This is a genomic window from Microcoleus sp. B4-D4 (genome assembly GCF_036705185.1).
Taxonomy (GTDB): Bacteria; Cyanobacteriota; Cyanobacteriia; order Cyanobacteriales; family Microcoleaceae; genus Microcoleus.
In genome coordinates, this window is sequence record NZ_JAUBTX010000008.1 from 93,034 (window position 1) to 107,559 (window position 14,526).

The following is a 14,526-nucleotide window of genomic DNA, read 5'->3' on the forward strand; positions in this document are numbered from 1 at the left end:
GTTGTGGTACGATCGCACTCTTGTAGTGCGGGCATCCCGCCCGCCCTTGGCTAACTTTACACTCCTATGTTAATCGAACGTCTCCAGCCGATCGCCTGGACAACAAAACCGCAACTCATATCCTTATTTTCTGGTTGCGGCGGCATGGATTTGCCATTCCACCAAGCCGGATTTGAGGTAGTTTGGGCGATCGACTCCAATCAATACGCCTGCAAAACATTCAGCCGAAACATCGCCGATGTCATCATCAACGACAGCATAGAAAATATAGACATTGCACAAGTTCCCGAAGCTGAAATATGTATAGGAGGGTTCCCCTGTCAAGATTTCTCCCTAATTTGGAAGCGCCCCGGCCTTGAAGGAACCAGAGGCAATTTATACACATATTTTCTCGATTTTGTCAACAAAAAAAAGCCCAAAGCTTTTGTCGCAGAAAATGTCAAAGGTTTATTAAGCGCCAATAACTATCAAGCAATCAAACAAATAATTTCCGACTTTGAAAGTATCGCACCAGGTTACTTAGTTAAACCTAAACTTTACAACTTTGCCGATTACGGAGTTCCGCAATTTCGGCAAAGAGTGTTATTAGTTGGCATTCGGATGGATACAGGATTTAACTTTGTGCATCCTCAGCCAAAATACGGACAAAATCGCCAAAATCCTTATCGAACTGCGGGCGAAGCGCTCAAAAATGTAGAAACTGTTATTGACAATAACAAACATCATAAAATTCATACCAGAACCGTTGAAATTTTAAATCGAATTAAACCGGGAGGCAATTTCTCTGATATTCCCAAGGACAGTCCATACTATGTCAAAGGCATGATCAGTCACGTTTATCGGCGAATTCATCCCGATAAACCATCATCGACAATTATTGCTGGTGGCGGTGGCGGAACTTGGGGTTATCATTATTTAGAACCCCGTTCTTTGACAAATCGCGAAAGAGCAAGATTGCAAACATTTCCCGATGATTTTGTTTTTGAAGGTTCTACTACTGAAGTGCGGCGGCAGATTGGCAATGCAGTGCCGCCGCAGGGAATTGCTGCTGTTGTCGAGTCTTTGATTCCGCTATTTAAGGGGGATTATCCGCAAGTTAATTTATATGAAATGAGTCAAAAGTTGCAGGGGATGTCTATTCAAGAGCGATTAAAATTGGCTGAATTAGAACTTACTGAAAACAGTTTACAATTAACCAGTAGTTTATAGTATAGTAAGTAAAATATTTTATTCATTAACAGTCCTGGACGCATAAATACCAAAGAAACCGGGTTTTTCACCAGTGTCAAAGCCTCAAAAGCAGTAGTTTCGTAAAAAACCCGGTTTCTGGGCCCATGCAAGTCCTACACAATATATCAGGAGCCCCAGTTTTTGGGCCCATGCAAGTCCTACACAATATATCAGGAGCCAAAGTAAATAATACAGTTTGTCAAAGGCTATTACACCGATTTTAAATTGCCCAGCAACTTCGATATTCCCGATCGATTACAGCAAACACTTCGCACGGTTTGGGACAGAAAGTATCGTAATTTATACGAAAGAGGCGGAAACAGCGATGTAGAAGAAGCTTTTGTAGAAGTAATGACAGCCTTTGGAATGCCTAATGATGCAATATCCCATCAGCGATATGTCTATATGGCTTATGGAATAGCATTGGCAGCTAAACCGACTATTAAACATTACTTTCCTGAAGAAAATAAGACTGATATCATTCAAGGAATTGTATCTTGTTGGCTAAAAGATGGCGGTGAAATTCCAGAAACTTGGGCTGATACCTTGTTTCCTAATATCAACAAAATTGGAAAATATCAAGCTACTGACGAAGCTTATAATATTTTCTACGGCTTGATGCAAACACTCAACACCAAAACAGCCTATAATGCCATCTTAGATATTATGTATGATGCTATTACCGGTGATGCAATTTCTGGTTTTACTGAAGCCCGACGAGATATGTTTAATTGGTGGTTGATTGAGGTAAATCCTGCTGCCTATTGTTTAAAGTTGCCATCTACTTTATATTCAGTAAAATCGGATTCTCAGCCGCTGAGTAAGTGCGGTTAAGTAATGACGGAAGTAATATGTGGAAATTCAGCTTTCGGTCGCTAATCAGGCACCATCAAACCCTTCAATATTCTCCCCTTCTCCTCCTCCCTCAACCCCTTAGACTGCACCAAAACCCCAAATCCTCCCAAACCCATCGGATCGATCGCTCTATGCAAAGCCTCCCTGCGCCGCAAAAATGTTGCCACATCCAACACTTCCGCATCATTTGTGGACAAAGAAGCAAGGCGATCGCCCAAACCCAACGCCATCAAAAACAAAGCCTGCTGAGTAAACCCTACCACATCCAAACCGCAGAATTCACCCTGCTTTTCCAACGCCGTAAAATTAACATGAGCCGTTAAATCCTGCCGCCCCACATTAATATAAGGATTGTTGTGATATCGGTGGCGGTAATAACACTGTAGCGTCCCCTCGCTGCGCCTCGGATTGTAATAGCGGTGCGCCGGATGTCCGTAATCAATTGTCAACAGATATCCCCGCTGCAACTTTGCGGCAACTGTTTTTATCCAGTCCAAAGCTGCTAAATTGACTTCGCTGCGATAACCATCTGCATAGACAGTCGCTGACAAATCTATTTCCAATAAATCAAAATATTCGGCAATTTTAGAATTAGAAATTTCGTCGGATACTTCAATAAACTTGCTTCCAGATTCTTTGTTTTCTTCTTCGTCGGCGGCAACATAAATTTCCCTAATTTGCCCTTCTTTTACGACAAATTGATGTACGGGAAAAGCATCAACTAACTCGTTAGAAAAGAAACAACCGACGATAGAGTTATTAGCTATTTCATCCCAGTTGCACCATTTAATGTTTTTAAATTTGGCTAAATTTTGCTGCTGTTCCGCTTGCAAAATAGGGGATATTTCAACAATAATGTATTCTAAAACTTTAAATAAATCGGGATATTTCCGTTGCAGGTATTGCAGCAAATGTACGGCAAATGTTCCCAGCCCAGCGCCCATTTCTACGATAGTAAAATGATGAGGTTTGCCGATAATTTGCCACATTTCCACAAATTGCTCGCCCAAAACTTCGGCAAAGTCTGCACTCCAGTGAGGCGAGGTGATAAAATCGCCTTGTTTGCCGATCGGCGGGCGATCGCCATTATAATAACCATACTGCGGGTGATATAGTACCAAATCCATATATTCCGCAAAGGTAATGCGCCCCTGTGGAGTCGCTGCAATTCTTTCGCAGATTAAATCGCAGAGTTCGGGGTTACTGTCATTGATATCTGATTGCTGGGATGTCATAATTAAATTAAAGTTAATGTTATTTTATTTATGAAATAAAGATTTTTTTTAACCGCAGAGGGCGCAGAGGACACAGAGGAAGAGAAAAGACAGAGGTTTTGATTGATGTTCGGAAATTTGGGGTTGCTATACATGACTTACGCAGAACTTTTGTATATTATTAAATCATTATTTTTTGAATGCTTACAAACTCAGGTAATTTTTCATCACCCTCTTCTTCTTGTAAACAAAGTGCAATAACTTCTTTGATATTGGCAATTAACTCATCAATAGTTTCTCCTTGACTGTAACAGGCTTTTAGCTGTGGAACTTCCCCGACATAATAGCCATCTTCATCTCGTTCAATAATGACGTAGAACTCTCGCTTGCTGACATTCATCCTGCAACCTCTTTGTTCTTGAAATTTTATAATATGATTATTAACAGTAAGGGCTTTAGTTCTACTCGTTTAATAACTAAAGCCCTTAATGCTAACAGTGGCTTTACCGATCGACCGAACCCATGATAATATCGATACTACCCAGGATCGCCACCAAGTCCGCAATCTTTACACCGCGCACGATGTGGGGCAAAATCTGCAAATTATTGAAATCAGCAGCCCGAATCTTCCAGCGCCAAGGAAATGTACTATCATCGCCGATAATATAGATTCCCAACTCACCCTTGCCGCTTTCAACCCGCACGTAATGTTCGCCCTTGGGAATTTTGAAAGTTGGGGCTACTTTTTTGCCAATAAACTGATAGTCGAAACTGTTCCACTCAGATTTTGGCCCGCTTTCTAAGCGCTTGGCTTCCAAGTTTTCGTAAGGGCCGCCGGGGAGTCCTTTCAAGGCTTGATAGAGGATTTTAACTGACTCGCGCATCTCGCGAATTCGGACTAAGTACCTGGCCAAACAATCGCCCGCTGCTTCGGTACAAACATCCCACTCGAAGTCGTCGTAACATTCGTAATGGTCAACTTTCCGCAAATCCCAATTCACGCCGGAACCGCGCAGCATGGGGCCGGATAGTCCCCAGTTAATCGCTTCTTCGCGGGAGATTGTACCCAGGCCTTCAATCCGGCGGCGGAAGATAGGATTGTTGGTGATTAAACGTTCGTATTCGTCAATTTTTGGCAGGAAGTAATCGCAGAAGTCTTCGCACTTATCTACCCAGCCGTAGGGTAAATCTGCTGCTACTCCGCCGATGCGGAAATAGTTGTTGTTTACCATGCGGTAGCCGGTGGCTGCTTCCCACAAATCGAGAATTGGTTCGCGATCGCGCATAGTATAGAAAAATGGAGTTTGCGCGCCCACGTCGGCCAAAAACGGCCCTACCCACATCAAGTGGTTCGCAATCCGGTTCAACTCCAGCATGATTACCCGAATGTAACTCGCCCGCTTGGGGACAGCAATATTGGCTAACTTTTCCGGTGCATTGACTGTCACCGCTTCGTTAAACATCCCCGCAGCGTAGTCCCAGCGGCTGACGTAGGGGACGTACATCACGTTGGTGCGGTTTTCGGCAATTTTTTCCATGCCGCGGTGTAGATAGCCTAAAACAGGCTCGCAGTCCACTACATCTTCGCCGTCCAGAGTGACAATTAACCGCAGTACCCCGTGCATGGATGGGTGGTGCGGCCCCATGTTGAGCACCATTGGTTCGGTTCTTGTCTCAATTCTTGACATAATAATTGGTAATTGGTAATTGGTAATTGGTCAGTGGTTAGTGGTCAGTGGTCAGTGGTTAGTGGTTAGTGGTTAGTGGTTAGTGGTTAGTGGTCATTAGTCATTGGTCATTGGTTATTGGTTATTGGTCATTAGCAAAAAACTCTCTAACTGACAACTGACTACTGACAACTGACAACTGACAACTGACTACTGACAACTGTTGATTTTTGTTTCGCTTGTATAGATTATGAAGGATATCGAGCCGTCTGAGAAGGAGACTCCTGCATCAGATGTGAGTATTGAGGCTTATCACGTTTCTGTTTTGGCTAGTGAATTAATTGCTGGTTTAGCTGTGCGTCCGGGCGGGCGCTATTTGGATGCGACGCTTGGGGGCGGCGGACACACGAGTTTGATTTTAGCGGCGGCGGCTGATGTGAGTGTGGTGGCGATCGATCGCGACGAAGAAGCCATCCGTTTTTGCGCGGCCCGATTTGCTAACGATCCCGTCGAGTTTTGGCACGGCAATTTTGCTGAATATCAGTCTCAAGAGGCCACATTTGATGGTATCATAGCAGACTTGGGCGTTAGCTCGGCTCAGTTCGATACACCGGAACGCGGCTTTAGTTTTCGCCACCCTGCTAAGTTAGATATGCGTATGAACCAGCAGCAATCTTTGACGGCCCAAGAGATTATCAATCATTGGGAAGAAGTTAAACTAGCAGATATTATTTACAGATACGGCGAGGAGCGATTGTCGCGGCGCATTGCGAGGCGGATTGTCGCACAACGTCCTTTTGAAACTACTACAGAACTTGCAGGGGCGATCGCCAGCAGCTTCCCACCCAAGCAGCGCAACGGTAGAATCCATCCCGCCACCCGCACTTTCCAAGCTTTGAGGATAGCCGTCAACTCCGAACTCGCTTCTTTAGACACTTTTCTTAAGGAAGCGCCAAAGTGGCTAAAACCCGGTGGGAGAATTGGAATTATTACTTTTCACAGCCTCGAAGACAGACCGGTCAAGCACCAACTCCGAGGAACAGACTGTTTGCAGGTACTGACAAAAAAGCCGATCGTGCCACAATCGGAAGAAGTAGCTAGAAATCCCCGCTCTCGTTCTGCTAAGCTCAGACTGGCAGAAAAATTAACTTGATTCGACACTAAGGCGAGTAAAGCACGAGTTCCAAACCAAGGCGGGGTCTGGTAAGACCGATCCCGGATGCCAGTTCCCAATATCCTTGCGGTATCACTAATATGGCACTAACCTATAAAACCCGAAGTCCTGATGCTGATTCGGCTCCGCTGAATCAGCCAAGGGTACTTGACAAGCTAGTTTTAGACCCGATCAATTCGCCTAGGAGTAAGGGATAGCATGAGTCGGGGAGATGGAAGCAAGCTGAAACTAATGGTGGTCGATGACGAACCCGACAACTTGGATTTGCTGTACCGGACGTTTCGACGCGAATTTCAGGTTTACAAAGCAGATAGCGCCCTCAGCGCCCTGTCCGTTCTAGACGAACAAGGCGAAATGGCGGTGATTATATCTGACCAGCGGATGCCAGAAATGAATGGCACCGAGTTTTTGGGGAAAACAGTCGATCGCTTTCCTGATACGATTCGGATTCTGCTGACTGGATACACAGATGTTGAAGACTTGGTAGAAGCAATCAACGCAGGTCAAGTTTTCAAATACATCACCAAACCGTGGAATCCAGAAGAACTGAAATTAGTTATCAATCAAGCGTCCGAAACTTACAAATACTACAAGCAGCGCAGTGTTGCACTGCGCCGCGCTTTACGCAAGGAATCTCTGTTCAATGAGGTGATGAGCGTGATTCGCGGGTCGCTAGATTACTCTAGTATGGTACAAACTATTGTTCAAACCGTAGGCCAAACTTTTGAGGCCAACTATTGTATGCTGCGGCCGGTAGAGGGCGAGAGACTATTACCTAGTACCTTCCCCTACCAAGCCCAAGCGACGGAATCCAGCAGCTTTTCTTTTGATGAAAATTTGCTGGTTCAAGCCGTAGCCACCCGCCAAACTCAAGTCAACAACAGTGGCGGTGATGGTAACTCGGTTGAGATTGCTGTGCCCCTGACTTATCAGCAAGACTTGCTGGCGGTACTGGCCCTGTGTCAGCAAGGTGGCACTAACCCTTGGTCGGCAGAAGATATAGAGTTAATAGAAGGTGTAGCAGCTCAAGCTGCTCTGGCCCTTTCTCAAGCTAAGCTCTATCAGCGCACTCTGGATTTAGCTAACCAGATGCAGAATGAGTTGGAAGTGGCCCGCCAAATCCAAACAAACTTGTTGCGCCAAAGTTGGCCTGATTTTGAAACCGTAAGGGTGCAAGCTTGTTGCTATCCGGCGCGGGAAGTTGGCGGTGACTTTTTTGAGGTCTACGTCCACTCGCAAGGGGATATTTGGATAGCGGTGGGTGATGTTTCCGGTAAAGGTGTTCCGGCTGCTCTATTTATGGCTAGCGCGATTTCGGTGATGCGGCGCGAACTTTCTCAAGAAATTTCTCCCGAGCCCGATCGAGTGATGCAGAATATGAATAGTAGTATGGCTGACGACCTGATCGGCAACAACCATTTTATTACAATGGTTGTAGCTCGTTACACTCCGTCAACGGGACACTTGGCTTTTGCTAATGCTGGTCACATTTACCCGATTGTTTGGTCGAATTCTGACGTGAAAGCTCAGACTGCTAGGGGTTTAACGCCAGCAGAGCCGAATTTCTTGAAAGCTCGCGGCATTCCCTTGGGGATACTGCCAGTTTGGAAAGGTAAAGCCGGTGCGATCGAATTAAAGTCAGGAGATGTATTTCTGCTGACGAGTGACGGGATTACTGAAGCTAGCGTGACCACTCCGGCGATCGCAGGGGGCGAAGCAACCCGTTCTATGCTACAACAAGAAGGGCTTTGGCAACTCTTGATTGAGGAACCAGGTTCCATCAACTTGGACAATTTGTTGGCCTACATCCGAGCTGACAATCCCATTCAGGAAGATGACCAAACCATACTTTCTCTGGAAGTTCTCTGAATCTGTCAGCTATCCCGACAATCATAGTCGGGGGCTTTGGGTCTTAAAAACTCCAGCCCTCGGTTGACAGCCTACAGATTAACACAGAGAACGCGGGCGACAGGCAAAAGTTACAGAACTAGCGCGTCAGTGGCTAACTCTTAATTGATGCTTCTTGGTGAATGCTTTCGGCGAAAGTCTATTGCCTCGATCGCCCAGTATTGAGTATCCTTCATGTAGCGACAAGTATTAACGCCAAATTTATTCGGCGTGTTGTATTTCATCCCTGGTCAGAAGACACGGGTTTCCAAACTTACAGGATTTTTTTATGAATACTGAGCTTCAGGTACCAAGCGACTTGCGGTTTTTAACAATTGTTGAAAATTGGTTGCTGAGCAGTTTGGAAGTTGAGCTAGGAGAGCATATCGATTGGCCACGTCAGTCGAATCGTTTGCGCTTGGTGTTAGCAGAAGCCTATTCTAACGTGATCCGCCACGCTCACAAAGATCAACCCAATTTGCCGGTGTTAATTCGCTTGAATTTAAAAAATCGGGATATTGGTTTAGAAATTTGGGATTATGGTAAAGGTTACGAAATGGACACTTACAGTCCCCCGAGGCCCGAAGCGAAGCAGGAAAGCGGCTATGGCTGGCTGATTATGAGCAGACTGATGGATCGGGTGGATTACAGTTTGCAACTAGACGGCCGCAATTGTCTGAAGTTGGAAGCGAGTTTGCCAGAAAAATCTTAATTGGCCGTTAGATTGTGTCCGATGGTCGATTAACTGCAATAAGCAAAGTTTGTAGTGCGGACTAAAGTCCGCACTACAAACTGTTTTTATTATGGTAATTGACGGGCGGCATTCTAGCTATTTTGACCATTTTGTCTGCCAAAGAAACGGGGTTTTTCGAGAGTTCGCAGCGCTTCACCGGAGATTTGGCGAAAAACCAGATTTCTGCCTCAGTGACGCACAAATATCGAGCTATGATATCGTTTCCGGTTGCATCGGAATAATAAAATCGAGTCAACAGTTAACACTCAACCATTCAGTTTTTCGACCCGCCCTCTTAACTTAACAGTCAACAGTCCACAGTCCACAGTCCACAATCACCTGACCGTACAACCGGAATTGATATGACGCGCGATCGACAGATGAAACCCCAATATTCAATTTAAATATGAAACTTATTAAACGTTGAATTTTTTATGGGGTCGCAGATTTAGCAATTCTTGGGCTGAAGCTAACAGCTTGACGGTGACAGAAAAGATTTCTCGGTCAGAATTGAGCACGAACAGCCATCCGACATTAACACCAAATACGGAAGTTTTCACCCAGCCGCTGACATGAACTTCAACTCGATCATCTTCTAAAATTTGGCTGATACCTTGCTGCGGTTCGAGCTGCATTCCTCGCGCTTCTGTTTTTAGATAAGTGGCGATCGAGCTTTTACCGATAATTGGCTCTTCAAAGGGCGCGTGCAGAACTCCATCCTCAGCAAACAAATTAGCAGTCTCTTCAAAATTGCCTGAATTTAAAGTTTCAAAATATTGCAGTACCACTGGCTTTGTGATGCCAGCAATCTCGATAGAGCGAGTTAAAATAGGTCTAGTTGTGGCAGTCATAAAATAAATGATTTGAAAGGAATGAATCTACTTTAATCATTATGTTTGTCGCAGCAAATCCCTCAAAAGATATAGGTAGGGCTAGGGATAAATTCTCTGAAGAAAAAGAGTAACATCCAGCAATCTCAAATCTCAAATTGTATACACCCACACACTTAACTTGTTCCCTGGCTGGGTCTGGGAACAGAGGTCTAGAGGCTCTGCCTCGCTTGTTGCAAAAAAAAGGAGACAGAGCCGATCGATCTGCGTTACCAGCCACTACTGGTAACGAGTAAACGAGTAGTCCTTAAAATCTAAAATCTAAAATCAACTAAACCCAGACACTTTTAAAGTATCTGGGTTTCTGTGCAAGTCTGTTTGACAAACGCCAAACAGAATATTCTATTTGCGGATCAGGTTGAGCAATTCTTTAGGAGAGGCCAACAAGTCGATCGCCACAAAGAAAATTTGACCTTGGGGATCGAGCAAAAACCGCCACGCAATGTTCATACCCACATTCGAGCCGAACCAAGGAGTTTCGACTTTACCCGTAACTTTCACTTGGCGGTAGCCATCTTCTGCAGGCTCGGACATACCTTCTTGGGGCATCATTTTCAGTCCGATGCACTCTTCCCGCATATAGTTGAGGATAGCTTCGCGACCGACGATCGGCTTTTGGAAAGGAGGTTGCAGAGCGCCTTCTTCGGCAAATAAACCGACGGCTGGGGTGAAGTCGAAGGCATTCATGTAGTCAATGTAGCTGAGCACGGTCTGCTCGCTGATACCCTTAATCTCAGTTTTCACCCGCTCTGCTACTGCGGTGGGAGTGCTGCGGGGGGCAGCTCGTTTGCCGTACTCTTGGCTGAAATCTGGATCGTAGCCCATGTGAACTACCGTGTTGCGAAGTACGGTAATTTGTTGACCCGGATCGAGTTTTTTGATGGTTTCGAGAACTGCGGTGGCTTCGGGAGACATTTGATAGCCTGTAGGGATGGGGGCGACAAGGCCCTGTTTCATCATTTGTCCCAATTCGTACCAGAAACCGAGTTTGGTGTTGACGCGCAAGGATGTGTAAATCCGACCGATTGTGGTGTCGGCGTTGCTGGCCAGGTCAAACATGGTTTTGCTTTGATCGGCAGGCGACATTTGCTTGATTTCGGTGAGAACGCCTTCGACTAGCGCCATGCTGGCTACTCCGGGAGCTGCTGCGGTGATGGAGATGCCCATTTCAGTGTAGGCATACCAGAGGAGTGCGAGTTGGTCTTCGACGCTGAGTTTGTAGAATGCTTCCGTGGTAGCGGGAACAGCGCTCGCAATCTCGGTGTTTGAGAAAATTGATTGAGCTGATTGAATACTAACTGCCATGTGTATGCTGTGGGATTCGCTGTTGGTTTTACTTGCCGACTTGAATAGACGAACCCATTTCTCCTTTGATTACATTATGTAACGTTTTTGAGCTTTTTGAGTTCAAATTTATAAATATAAAGATTGTGAAAGTATTATCGATTCTTTCCCCAAAGATCCTCTTAAAATTACTAGACTTATTGCACATTTTATGCTGCGGTTGCTAATTCTATGAAAATATCAATTAATCGCGATCGCATTCAGCAAAAAGCCCTAGAGTTGGGATTTCACAAAGTGGGAATCGCCTCAGCAGACGCGGATGTCGATATAGAAAAACAAAGATTGCAAGCTTGGCTGGACAAGGGTTATCAGGCGGATATGGCATGGATGACCAACCCGAAACGCTCCGATATTCGATCGCTCATGCCAGATGTCAAGTCATTAATATGTGTTGCCATTAACTACTACACGCCCCACCAGCGCCCCGAAAATTCCCTGTTGGCGGGGGGGGACGGTGCAGCGGTCGAATATGCTAAGATTTCTCGCTACGGTTGGGGGCGGGATTACCACAGAATTTTGCACAAAAAACTCAAGGTTTTGGCAAATTGGGTGCGATCGCAAAGCGAGGGAATTGAAGCGCGCTATTATGCTGATACCGGGCCGGTTCAGGATAAAATGTGGGCGCAGCGTGCAGGAATTGGCTGGATTGCCAAAAATGGTAATTTAATTTCGCGAGAATACGGTTCTTGGGTGTTTTTGGGCGAAATCTTGACTAATTTGGAGTTAGCGCCGGATGCTCCCCATACTGAACATTGCGGTAGTTGCACTCGCTGCATTGATGCGTGTCCGACGGGGGCTATTACTGAGCCTTTTGTCGTGAATGCCGATCGGTGCATAGCATATCATACGATCGAGAATCGAGCCGAAAAACTCCCCGACGAAATAGCATCTAATTTACAAGGTTGGGTTGCCGGTTGCGATATTTGTCAAGATGTTTGTCCTTGGAATCAGCGATTTGCTCAACCAACAGATGTTACAGAATTTGAGCCTTATCCTGAAAATATAGCGCCGACACTTGCAGAATTAGCCGACATTTCCGACGAAGAATGGAACCGCAGATTTACAGCTTCGGCGCTGCGGCGAATTAAACCGGAAATGCTACGTAGAAATGCCAAAGCCAATCAAATTAATAGTCATTAGTCCTTAGTCAGTGGTCATTAGAGCTAATATATTAGACAAGATTGTACTCATTTCCCAATTATCTTGAAATACCTCTGCGTTTATCTCTGTTTATCCGGCTTACATCTGCGATTTATGTATCAATGAACGATTTATGCAATCTTGTCTGTTATATTCTAGAATGCAGTAAATCATCCCAATATAAAATATAAAATAGTATGATTCTCTATTCCTTATTTGCTGTTGTCCAATGACCAAAGTAATTATTTTTGATTTTGACGGTACTTTAGCAGATACAATCGATATTCTTCTGAGCATCACCAACCGTTTGTCAGCAGAATTCGGCTTTAAGTCTGCGACAAAAGAGGAACTCGCTCAACTGAGCAACTTAAATTCTTGGGAAATTCTTCGTTATTCTGGCATTTCCCTCTTCAAATTCCCGATGCTGATTAGAAAATTGAGATCTGAATTACGCAGTGAAATTTCAGACGTTCAATTATTTCCGGGAATTAAAGAAGTTTTGCTGGAGTTGAAAAGACGAGATTTTCAACTGGGTATTATCACATCTAATTCCCGAGAAAATGTCTTAGAATCCCTGGAAAATAACAGTTTGCAAGATATTTTTACGTTTATTTACTCAGGTTCAACTTTCGGGAAACATAAAGTTATTAACAAATGGCTCAAAAAAGAAAAAATCAATCCTCAAGAAGTCTTTTATGTGGGAGATGAGATTAGAGATATAGACGCTGCTAGAAAAACTGGAATTAAAATAATTGCTGTAGGTTGGGGTTTTAATTCTCAGGAGGTTTTGGCCCTACACCATCCCGATTTTTTGATTGAACGACCCCAGCAATTGATCGAGATTATGAGTAATCTGGGAAGAGTGTAAAGTATTGTAAATAAACATTTCAAAATTTAAAGTAGTAAAAACTTTATGTCAGAACCGATTGAAAAAATGAATTGAGGCTGATATAAATGTGAAGGATAAAGATTTACTCGATCGCTCAAATAAAGAGGAACAGTATTATGTCAGCATTTGAAACCTTCTTGACTTTTAGCTTGGCTTCCACTTGCGCGGTAGCTACTTTGGCAACTTGGTTGCGTTTCACCTATCCGCCTTCTGTTAAACGCAATTAATTGGATTATTTTTGAAGTTGGTATGAGAAATCGGGTTTTTTAACGTGATGGATAATTTGCCAAAACCCCGTTTCTCTGCAAATGTTTTGCCATCCCATAGATATTTTCCCAGAAACCGGGTTTCTTAGATTTTGCAGAAACCGGGTTTCTCTCGATTTTTTTTGCCATCCAGCAGATATTTTCCCAGAAACCGGGTTTCTGAGACTTTGCGTCATTTCCCGAAAGAAACAATAATTTGTTAGTCTCCTTCGCCCAGTTTCAGTGCGGCTAAAACGGCTTGCTGGCTAACTGCTTGGTAAATTTTACTAAAATGCTGCTTGAGTGCGTCAGAGGCGGGGGAAGATTTGCTACTGGTTGCTGTTGGGTTGGTTGCGAGGGGAATCGGGCCTAAAATATCTAAGACTGTTTCGCTGCTGGGCGGCGGCACAATTACGACTAAAGATGATTCTAGCTGCTGGTTGTATTCCCAAAAGCGATCGACCTTCGGCAATTTAGAATTCGCAGTCGGGGAATTTTTGCCGGAGTTGAGTTGAGAATTTTCCTCTCCTTGGGTACCCCGTGTCTGACGCAAAGCTGTCAAGATTTGCTCTTTGGTTCTTCCCCGCAGTTGAAAGAGTACAAAGGGGTCTTCTCCGAAGCGATCGCCCAATAAGTAGTATACTGCACTGATGTGCTTGCAAGGATTTTTGGGGTCTGGACAGGTGCAGCGCGATCGAATATCAGATAAACTTAACGGAAATAGCGTTTTTCCAGCCGCTGCAAATACATCTTCAATATTGTGCGGCATTTCTCCTGCTAATAATTTAGCCGAAAAAACCGCTCTTTGGGACATATTTTCAATCACATAATCCCAATCTTCATCGCTCAATGTATCAAGCCCTAGAGAAACCTGATAGGGTTTGGGGTCTGTTCCTTGAACGATAGCAATTACTTCTTGGTTAGGGAATTTAATGCTGAGAACTTTACCTTCGCGCGCGTATTGCCAGCCGCGTTCTAAACGCTTTTTGAAGCGGTAGGTATTGATTAAATCGAGCCACTGTTGTGTCCACCATTCTCTGTCAATCATAAGGCGAAGGAAGAAGGAAGAAGGAAGAAGGAAGAAGGAAGAAGGAAGAAGGAAGAAGGAAGAAGGAAGAAGGAAGAAGGAAGGAGGAAGGAGGAAGAAGGAAGGAGGAAGAAGGAAGGAGGAAGGAGGAAGAAGGAAGAAGGAAGGAGGAAGGAGGAAGGAGGAAGGAGGAAGAAAGCTTTAGTTATTTAGGAGAGTCAGAGTGCGTAA

Annotated in this window: 15 protein-coding genes; 8 read left to right on the forward strand and 7 right to left on the reverse strand. The window is 44.6% G+C overall.

What is annotated here, in order from left to right; translation table 11 throughout:
* The first annotated feature begins 66 nt into the window (after nucleotides 1-66).
* Together QUB13_RS09760 and QUB13_RS09765 are read left to right on the forward strand one after the other, a co-directional pair.
* Nucleotides 67-1,209: a DNA cytosine methyltransferase gene (locus QUB13_RS09760; protein WP_333380318.1), complete on the forward strand. Its 1,143-nt coding sequence runs from the start codon at nucleotides 67-69 to the stop codon at nucleotides 1,207-1,209.
* Nucleotides 1,210-1,455: 246 nt separating this feature from the next.
* Nucleotides 1,456-2,064, forward strand: coding sequence for a hypothetical protein (locus tag QUB13_RS09765; protein ID WP_333380319.1), 609 nt, complete (start codon nucleotides 1,456-1,458; stop codon nucleotides 2,062-2,064).
* A gap of 41 nt (nucleotides 2,065-2,105) precedes the next feature.
* Here QUB13_RS09765 and QUB13_RS09770 read toward each other — a convergent pair whose 3' ends face one another.
* The 3 genes from QUB13_RS09770 to QUB13_RS09780 form a co-directional block, all read right to left on the reverse strand.
* Complete coding sequence (locus tag QUB13_RS09770; RefSeq protein ID WP_333380320.1) at nucleotides 2,106-3,320, reverse strand: class I SAM-dependent methyltransferase; 1,215 nt, start codon at nucleotides 3,318-3,320, stop codon at nucleotides 2,106-2,108.
* A 160-nt stretch (nucleotides 3,321-3,480) separates the two neighbouring features.
* Nucleotides 3,481-3,699: a type II toxin-antitoxin system HicB family antitoxin gene (locus QUB13_RS09775; RefSeq protein WP_333380321.1), complete on the reverse strand. Its 219-nt coding sequence runs from the start codon at nucleotides 3,697-3,699 to the stop codon at nucleotides 3,481-3,483.
* Between the two features lie 103 nt (nucleotides 3,700-3,802).
* Nucleotides 3,803-4,987, reverse strand: coding sequence for an NAD(P)H-quinone oxidoreductase subunit H (locus QUB13_RS09780; protein WP_333380322.1), 1,185 nt, complete (start codon nucleotides 4,985-4,987; stop codon nucleotides 3,803-3,805).
* Nucleotides 4,988-5,216: 229 nt separating this feature from the next.
* Between QUB13_RS09780 and rsmH the strand changes: the two genes are divergently transcribed.
* From rsmH to QUB13_RS09795, 3 genes are all read left to right on the forward strand, one after another.
* On the forward strand, nucleotides 5,217-6,119 hold the full coding sequence (rsmH, locus tag QUB13_RS09785) for a 16S rRNA (cytosine(1402)-N(4))-methyltransferase RsmH (RefSeq protein ID WP_333093179.1): 903 nt from the start codon (nucleotides 5,217-5,219) through the stop codon (nucleotides 6,117-6,119).
* A gap of 219 nt (nucleotides 6,120-6,338) precedes the next feature.
* Nucleotides 6,339-8,009, forward strand: a complete 1,671-nt coding sequence (locus QUB13_RS09790; protein ID WP_333380323.1) for a SpoIIE family protein phosphatase — start codon at nucleotides 6,339-6,341, stop codon at nucleotides 8,007-8,009.
* A 307-nt stretch (nucleotides 8,010-8,316) separates the two neighbouring features.
* A complete protein-coding gene (locus tag QUB13_RS09795; protein WP_194009517.1) occupies nucleotides 8,317-8,739 on the forward strand; it encodes an ATP-binding protein in 423 nt (140 codons plus the stop codon).
* Nucleotides 8,740-8,812: 73 nt separating this feature from the next.
* Here the strand turns inward: QUB13_RS09795 and QUB13_RS09800 are convergent, their stop codons facing one another.
* From QUB13_RS09800 to QUB13_RS09810, 3 genes are all read right to left on the reverse strand, one after another.
* Nucleotides 8,813-9,016: a hypothetical protein gene (locus tag QUB13_RS09800; protein WP_333380324.1), complete on the reverse strand. Its 204-nt coding sequence runs from the start codon at nucleotides 9,014-9,016 to the stop codon at nucleotides 8,813-8,815.
* 160 nt (nucleotides 9,017-9,176) lie between these two features.
* On the reverse strand, nucleotides 9,177-9,611 hold the full coding sequence (locus QUB13_RS09805) for a nuclear transport factor 2 family protein (protein WP_333116268.1): 435 nt from the start codon (nucleotides 9,609-9,611) through the stop codon (nucleotides 9,177-9,179).
* A 381-nt stretch (nucleotides 9,612-9,992) separates the two neighbouring features.
* Nucleotides 9,993-10,955, reverse strand: coding sequence for an orange carotenoid protein N-terminal domain-containing protein (locus QUB13_RS09810; protein WP_333380325.1), 963 nt, complete (start codon nucleotides 10,953-10,955; stop codon nucleotides 9,993-9,995).
* Nucleotides 10,956-11,165: 210 nt separating this feature from the next.
* Here QUB13_RS09810 and queG point away from each other — a divergent pair, with 210 nt between their 5' ends.
* Entirely contained in the window at nucleotides 11,166-12,134 is a 969-nt protein-coding gene (gene queG / locus QUB13_RS09815; protein WP_333380326.1) for a tRNA epoxyqueuosine(34) reductase QueG, read from the forward strand.
* A 229-nt stretch (nucleotides 12,135-12,363) separates the two neighbouring features.
* On the forward strand, nucleotides 12,364-13,002 hold the full coding sequence (locus QUB13_RS09820; RefSeq protein ID WP_333380327.1) for an HAD-IA family hydrolase: 639 nt from the start codon (nucleotides 12,364-12,366) through the stop codon (nucleotides 13,000-13,002).
* A 486-nt stretch (nucleotides 13,003-13,488) separates the two neighbouring features.
* On the opposite strand, the gene QUB13_RS09825 is transcribed toward QUB13_RS09820, so the two are convergent.
* Nucleotides 13,489-14,316, reverse strand: a complete 828-nt coding sequence (locus QUB13_RS09825) for an SWIM zinc finger family protein (protein ID WP_194066943.1) — start codon at nucleotides 14,314-14,316, stop codon at nucleotides 13,489-13,491.
* Here QUB13_RS09825 and QUB13_RS09830 point away from each other — a divergent pair.
* Nucleotides 14,290-14,508, forward strand: coding sequence for a hypothetical protein (locus QUB13_RS09830; protein ID WP_333380328.1), 219 nt, complete (start codon nucleotides 14,290-14,292; stop codon nucleotides 14,506-14,508). The two genes, QUB13_RS09825 and QUB13_RS09830, sit on opposite strands and share 27 nt — an antisense overlap.
* The last annotated feature ends 18 nt before the right edge of the window (nucleotides 14,509-14,526 follow it).

Coding starts and splice junctions, on each gene's coding strand:
- QUB13_RS09760 (WP_333380318.1), top strand. CDS start 67: ATGTTAATCGAACGTCTCCAGCCGATCGCCTGGACAACAAAACCGCAA.
- QUB13_RS09770 (WP_333380320.1), bottom strand. CDS start 3,320: ATGACATCCCAGCAATCAGATATCAATGACAGTAACCCCGAACTCTGC.
- QUB13_RS09775 (WP_333380321.1), bottom strand. CDS start 3,699: ATGAATGTCAGCAAGCGAGAGTTCTACGTCATTATTGAACGAGATGAA.
- QUB13_RS09780 (WP_333380322.1), bottom strand. CDS start 4,987: ATGTCAAGAATTGAGACAAGAACCGAACCAATGGTGCTCAACATGGGG.
- rsmH (WP_333093179.1), top strand. CDS start 5,217: ATGAAGGATATCGAGCCGTCTGAGAAGGAGACTCCTGCATCAGATGTG.
- QUB13_RS09790 (WP_333380323.1), top strand. CDS start 6,339: ATGAGTCGGGGAGATGGAAGCAAGCTGAAACTAATGGTGGTCGATGAC.
- QUB13_RS09795 (WP_194009517.1), top strand. CDS start 8,317: ATGAATACTGAGCTTCAGGTACCAAGCGACTTGCGGTTTTTAACAATT.
- QUB13_RS09805 (WP_333116268.1), bottom strand. CDS start 9,611: ATGACTGCCACAACTAGACCTATTTTAACTCGCTCTATCGAGATTGCT.
- QUB13_RS09810 (WP_333380325.1), bottom strand. CDS start 10,955: ATGGCAGTTAGTATTCAATCAGCTCAATCAATTTTCTCAAACACCGAG.
- queG (WP_333380326.1), top strand. CDS start 11,166: ATGAAAATATCAATTAATCGCGATCGCATTCAGCAAAAAGCCCTAGAG.
- QUB13_RS09820 (WP_333380327.1), top strand. CDS start 12,364: ATGACCAAAGTAATTATTTTTGATTTTGACGGTACTTTAGCAGATACA.
- QUB13_RS09825 (WP_194066943.1), bottom strand. CDS start 14,316: ATGATTGACAGAGAATGGTGGACACAACAGTGGCTCGATTTAATCAAT.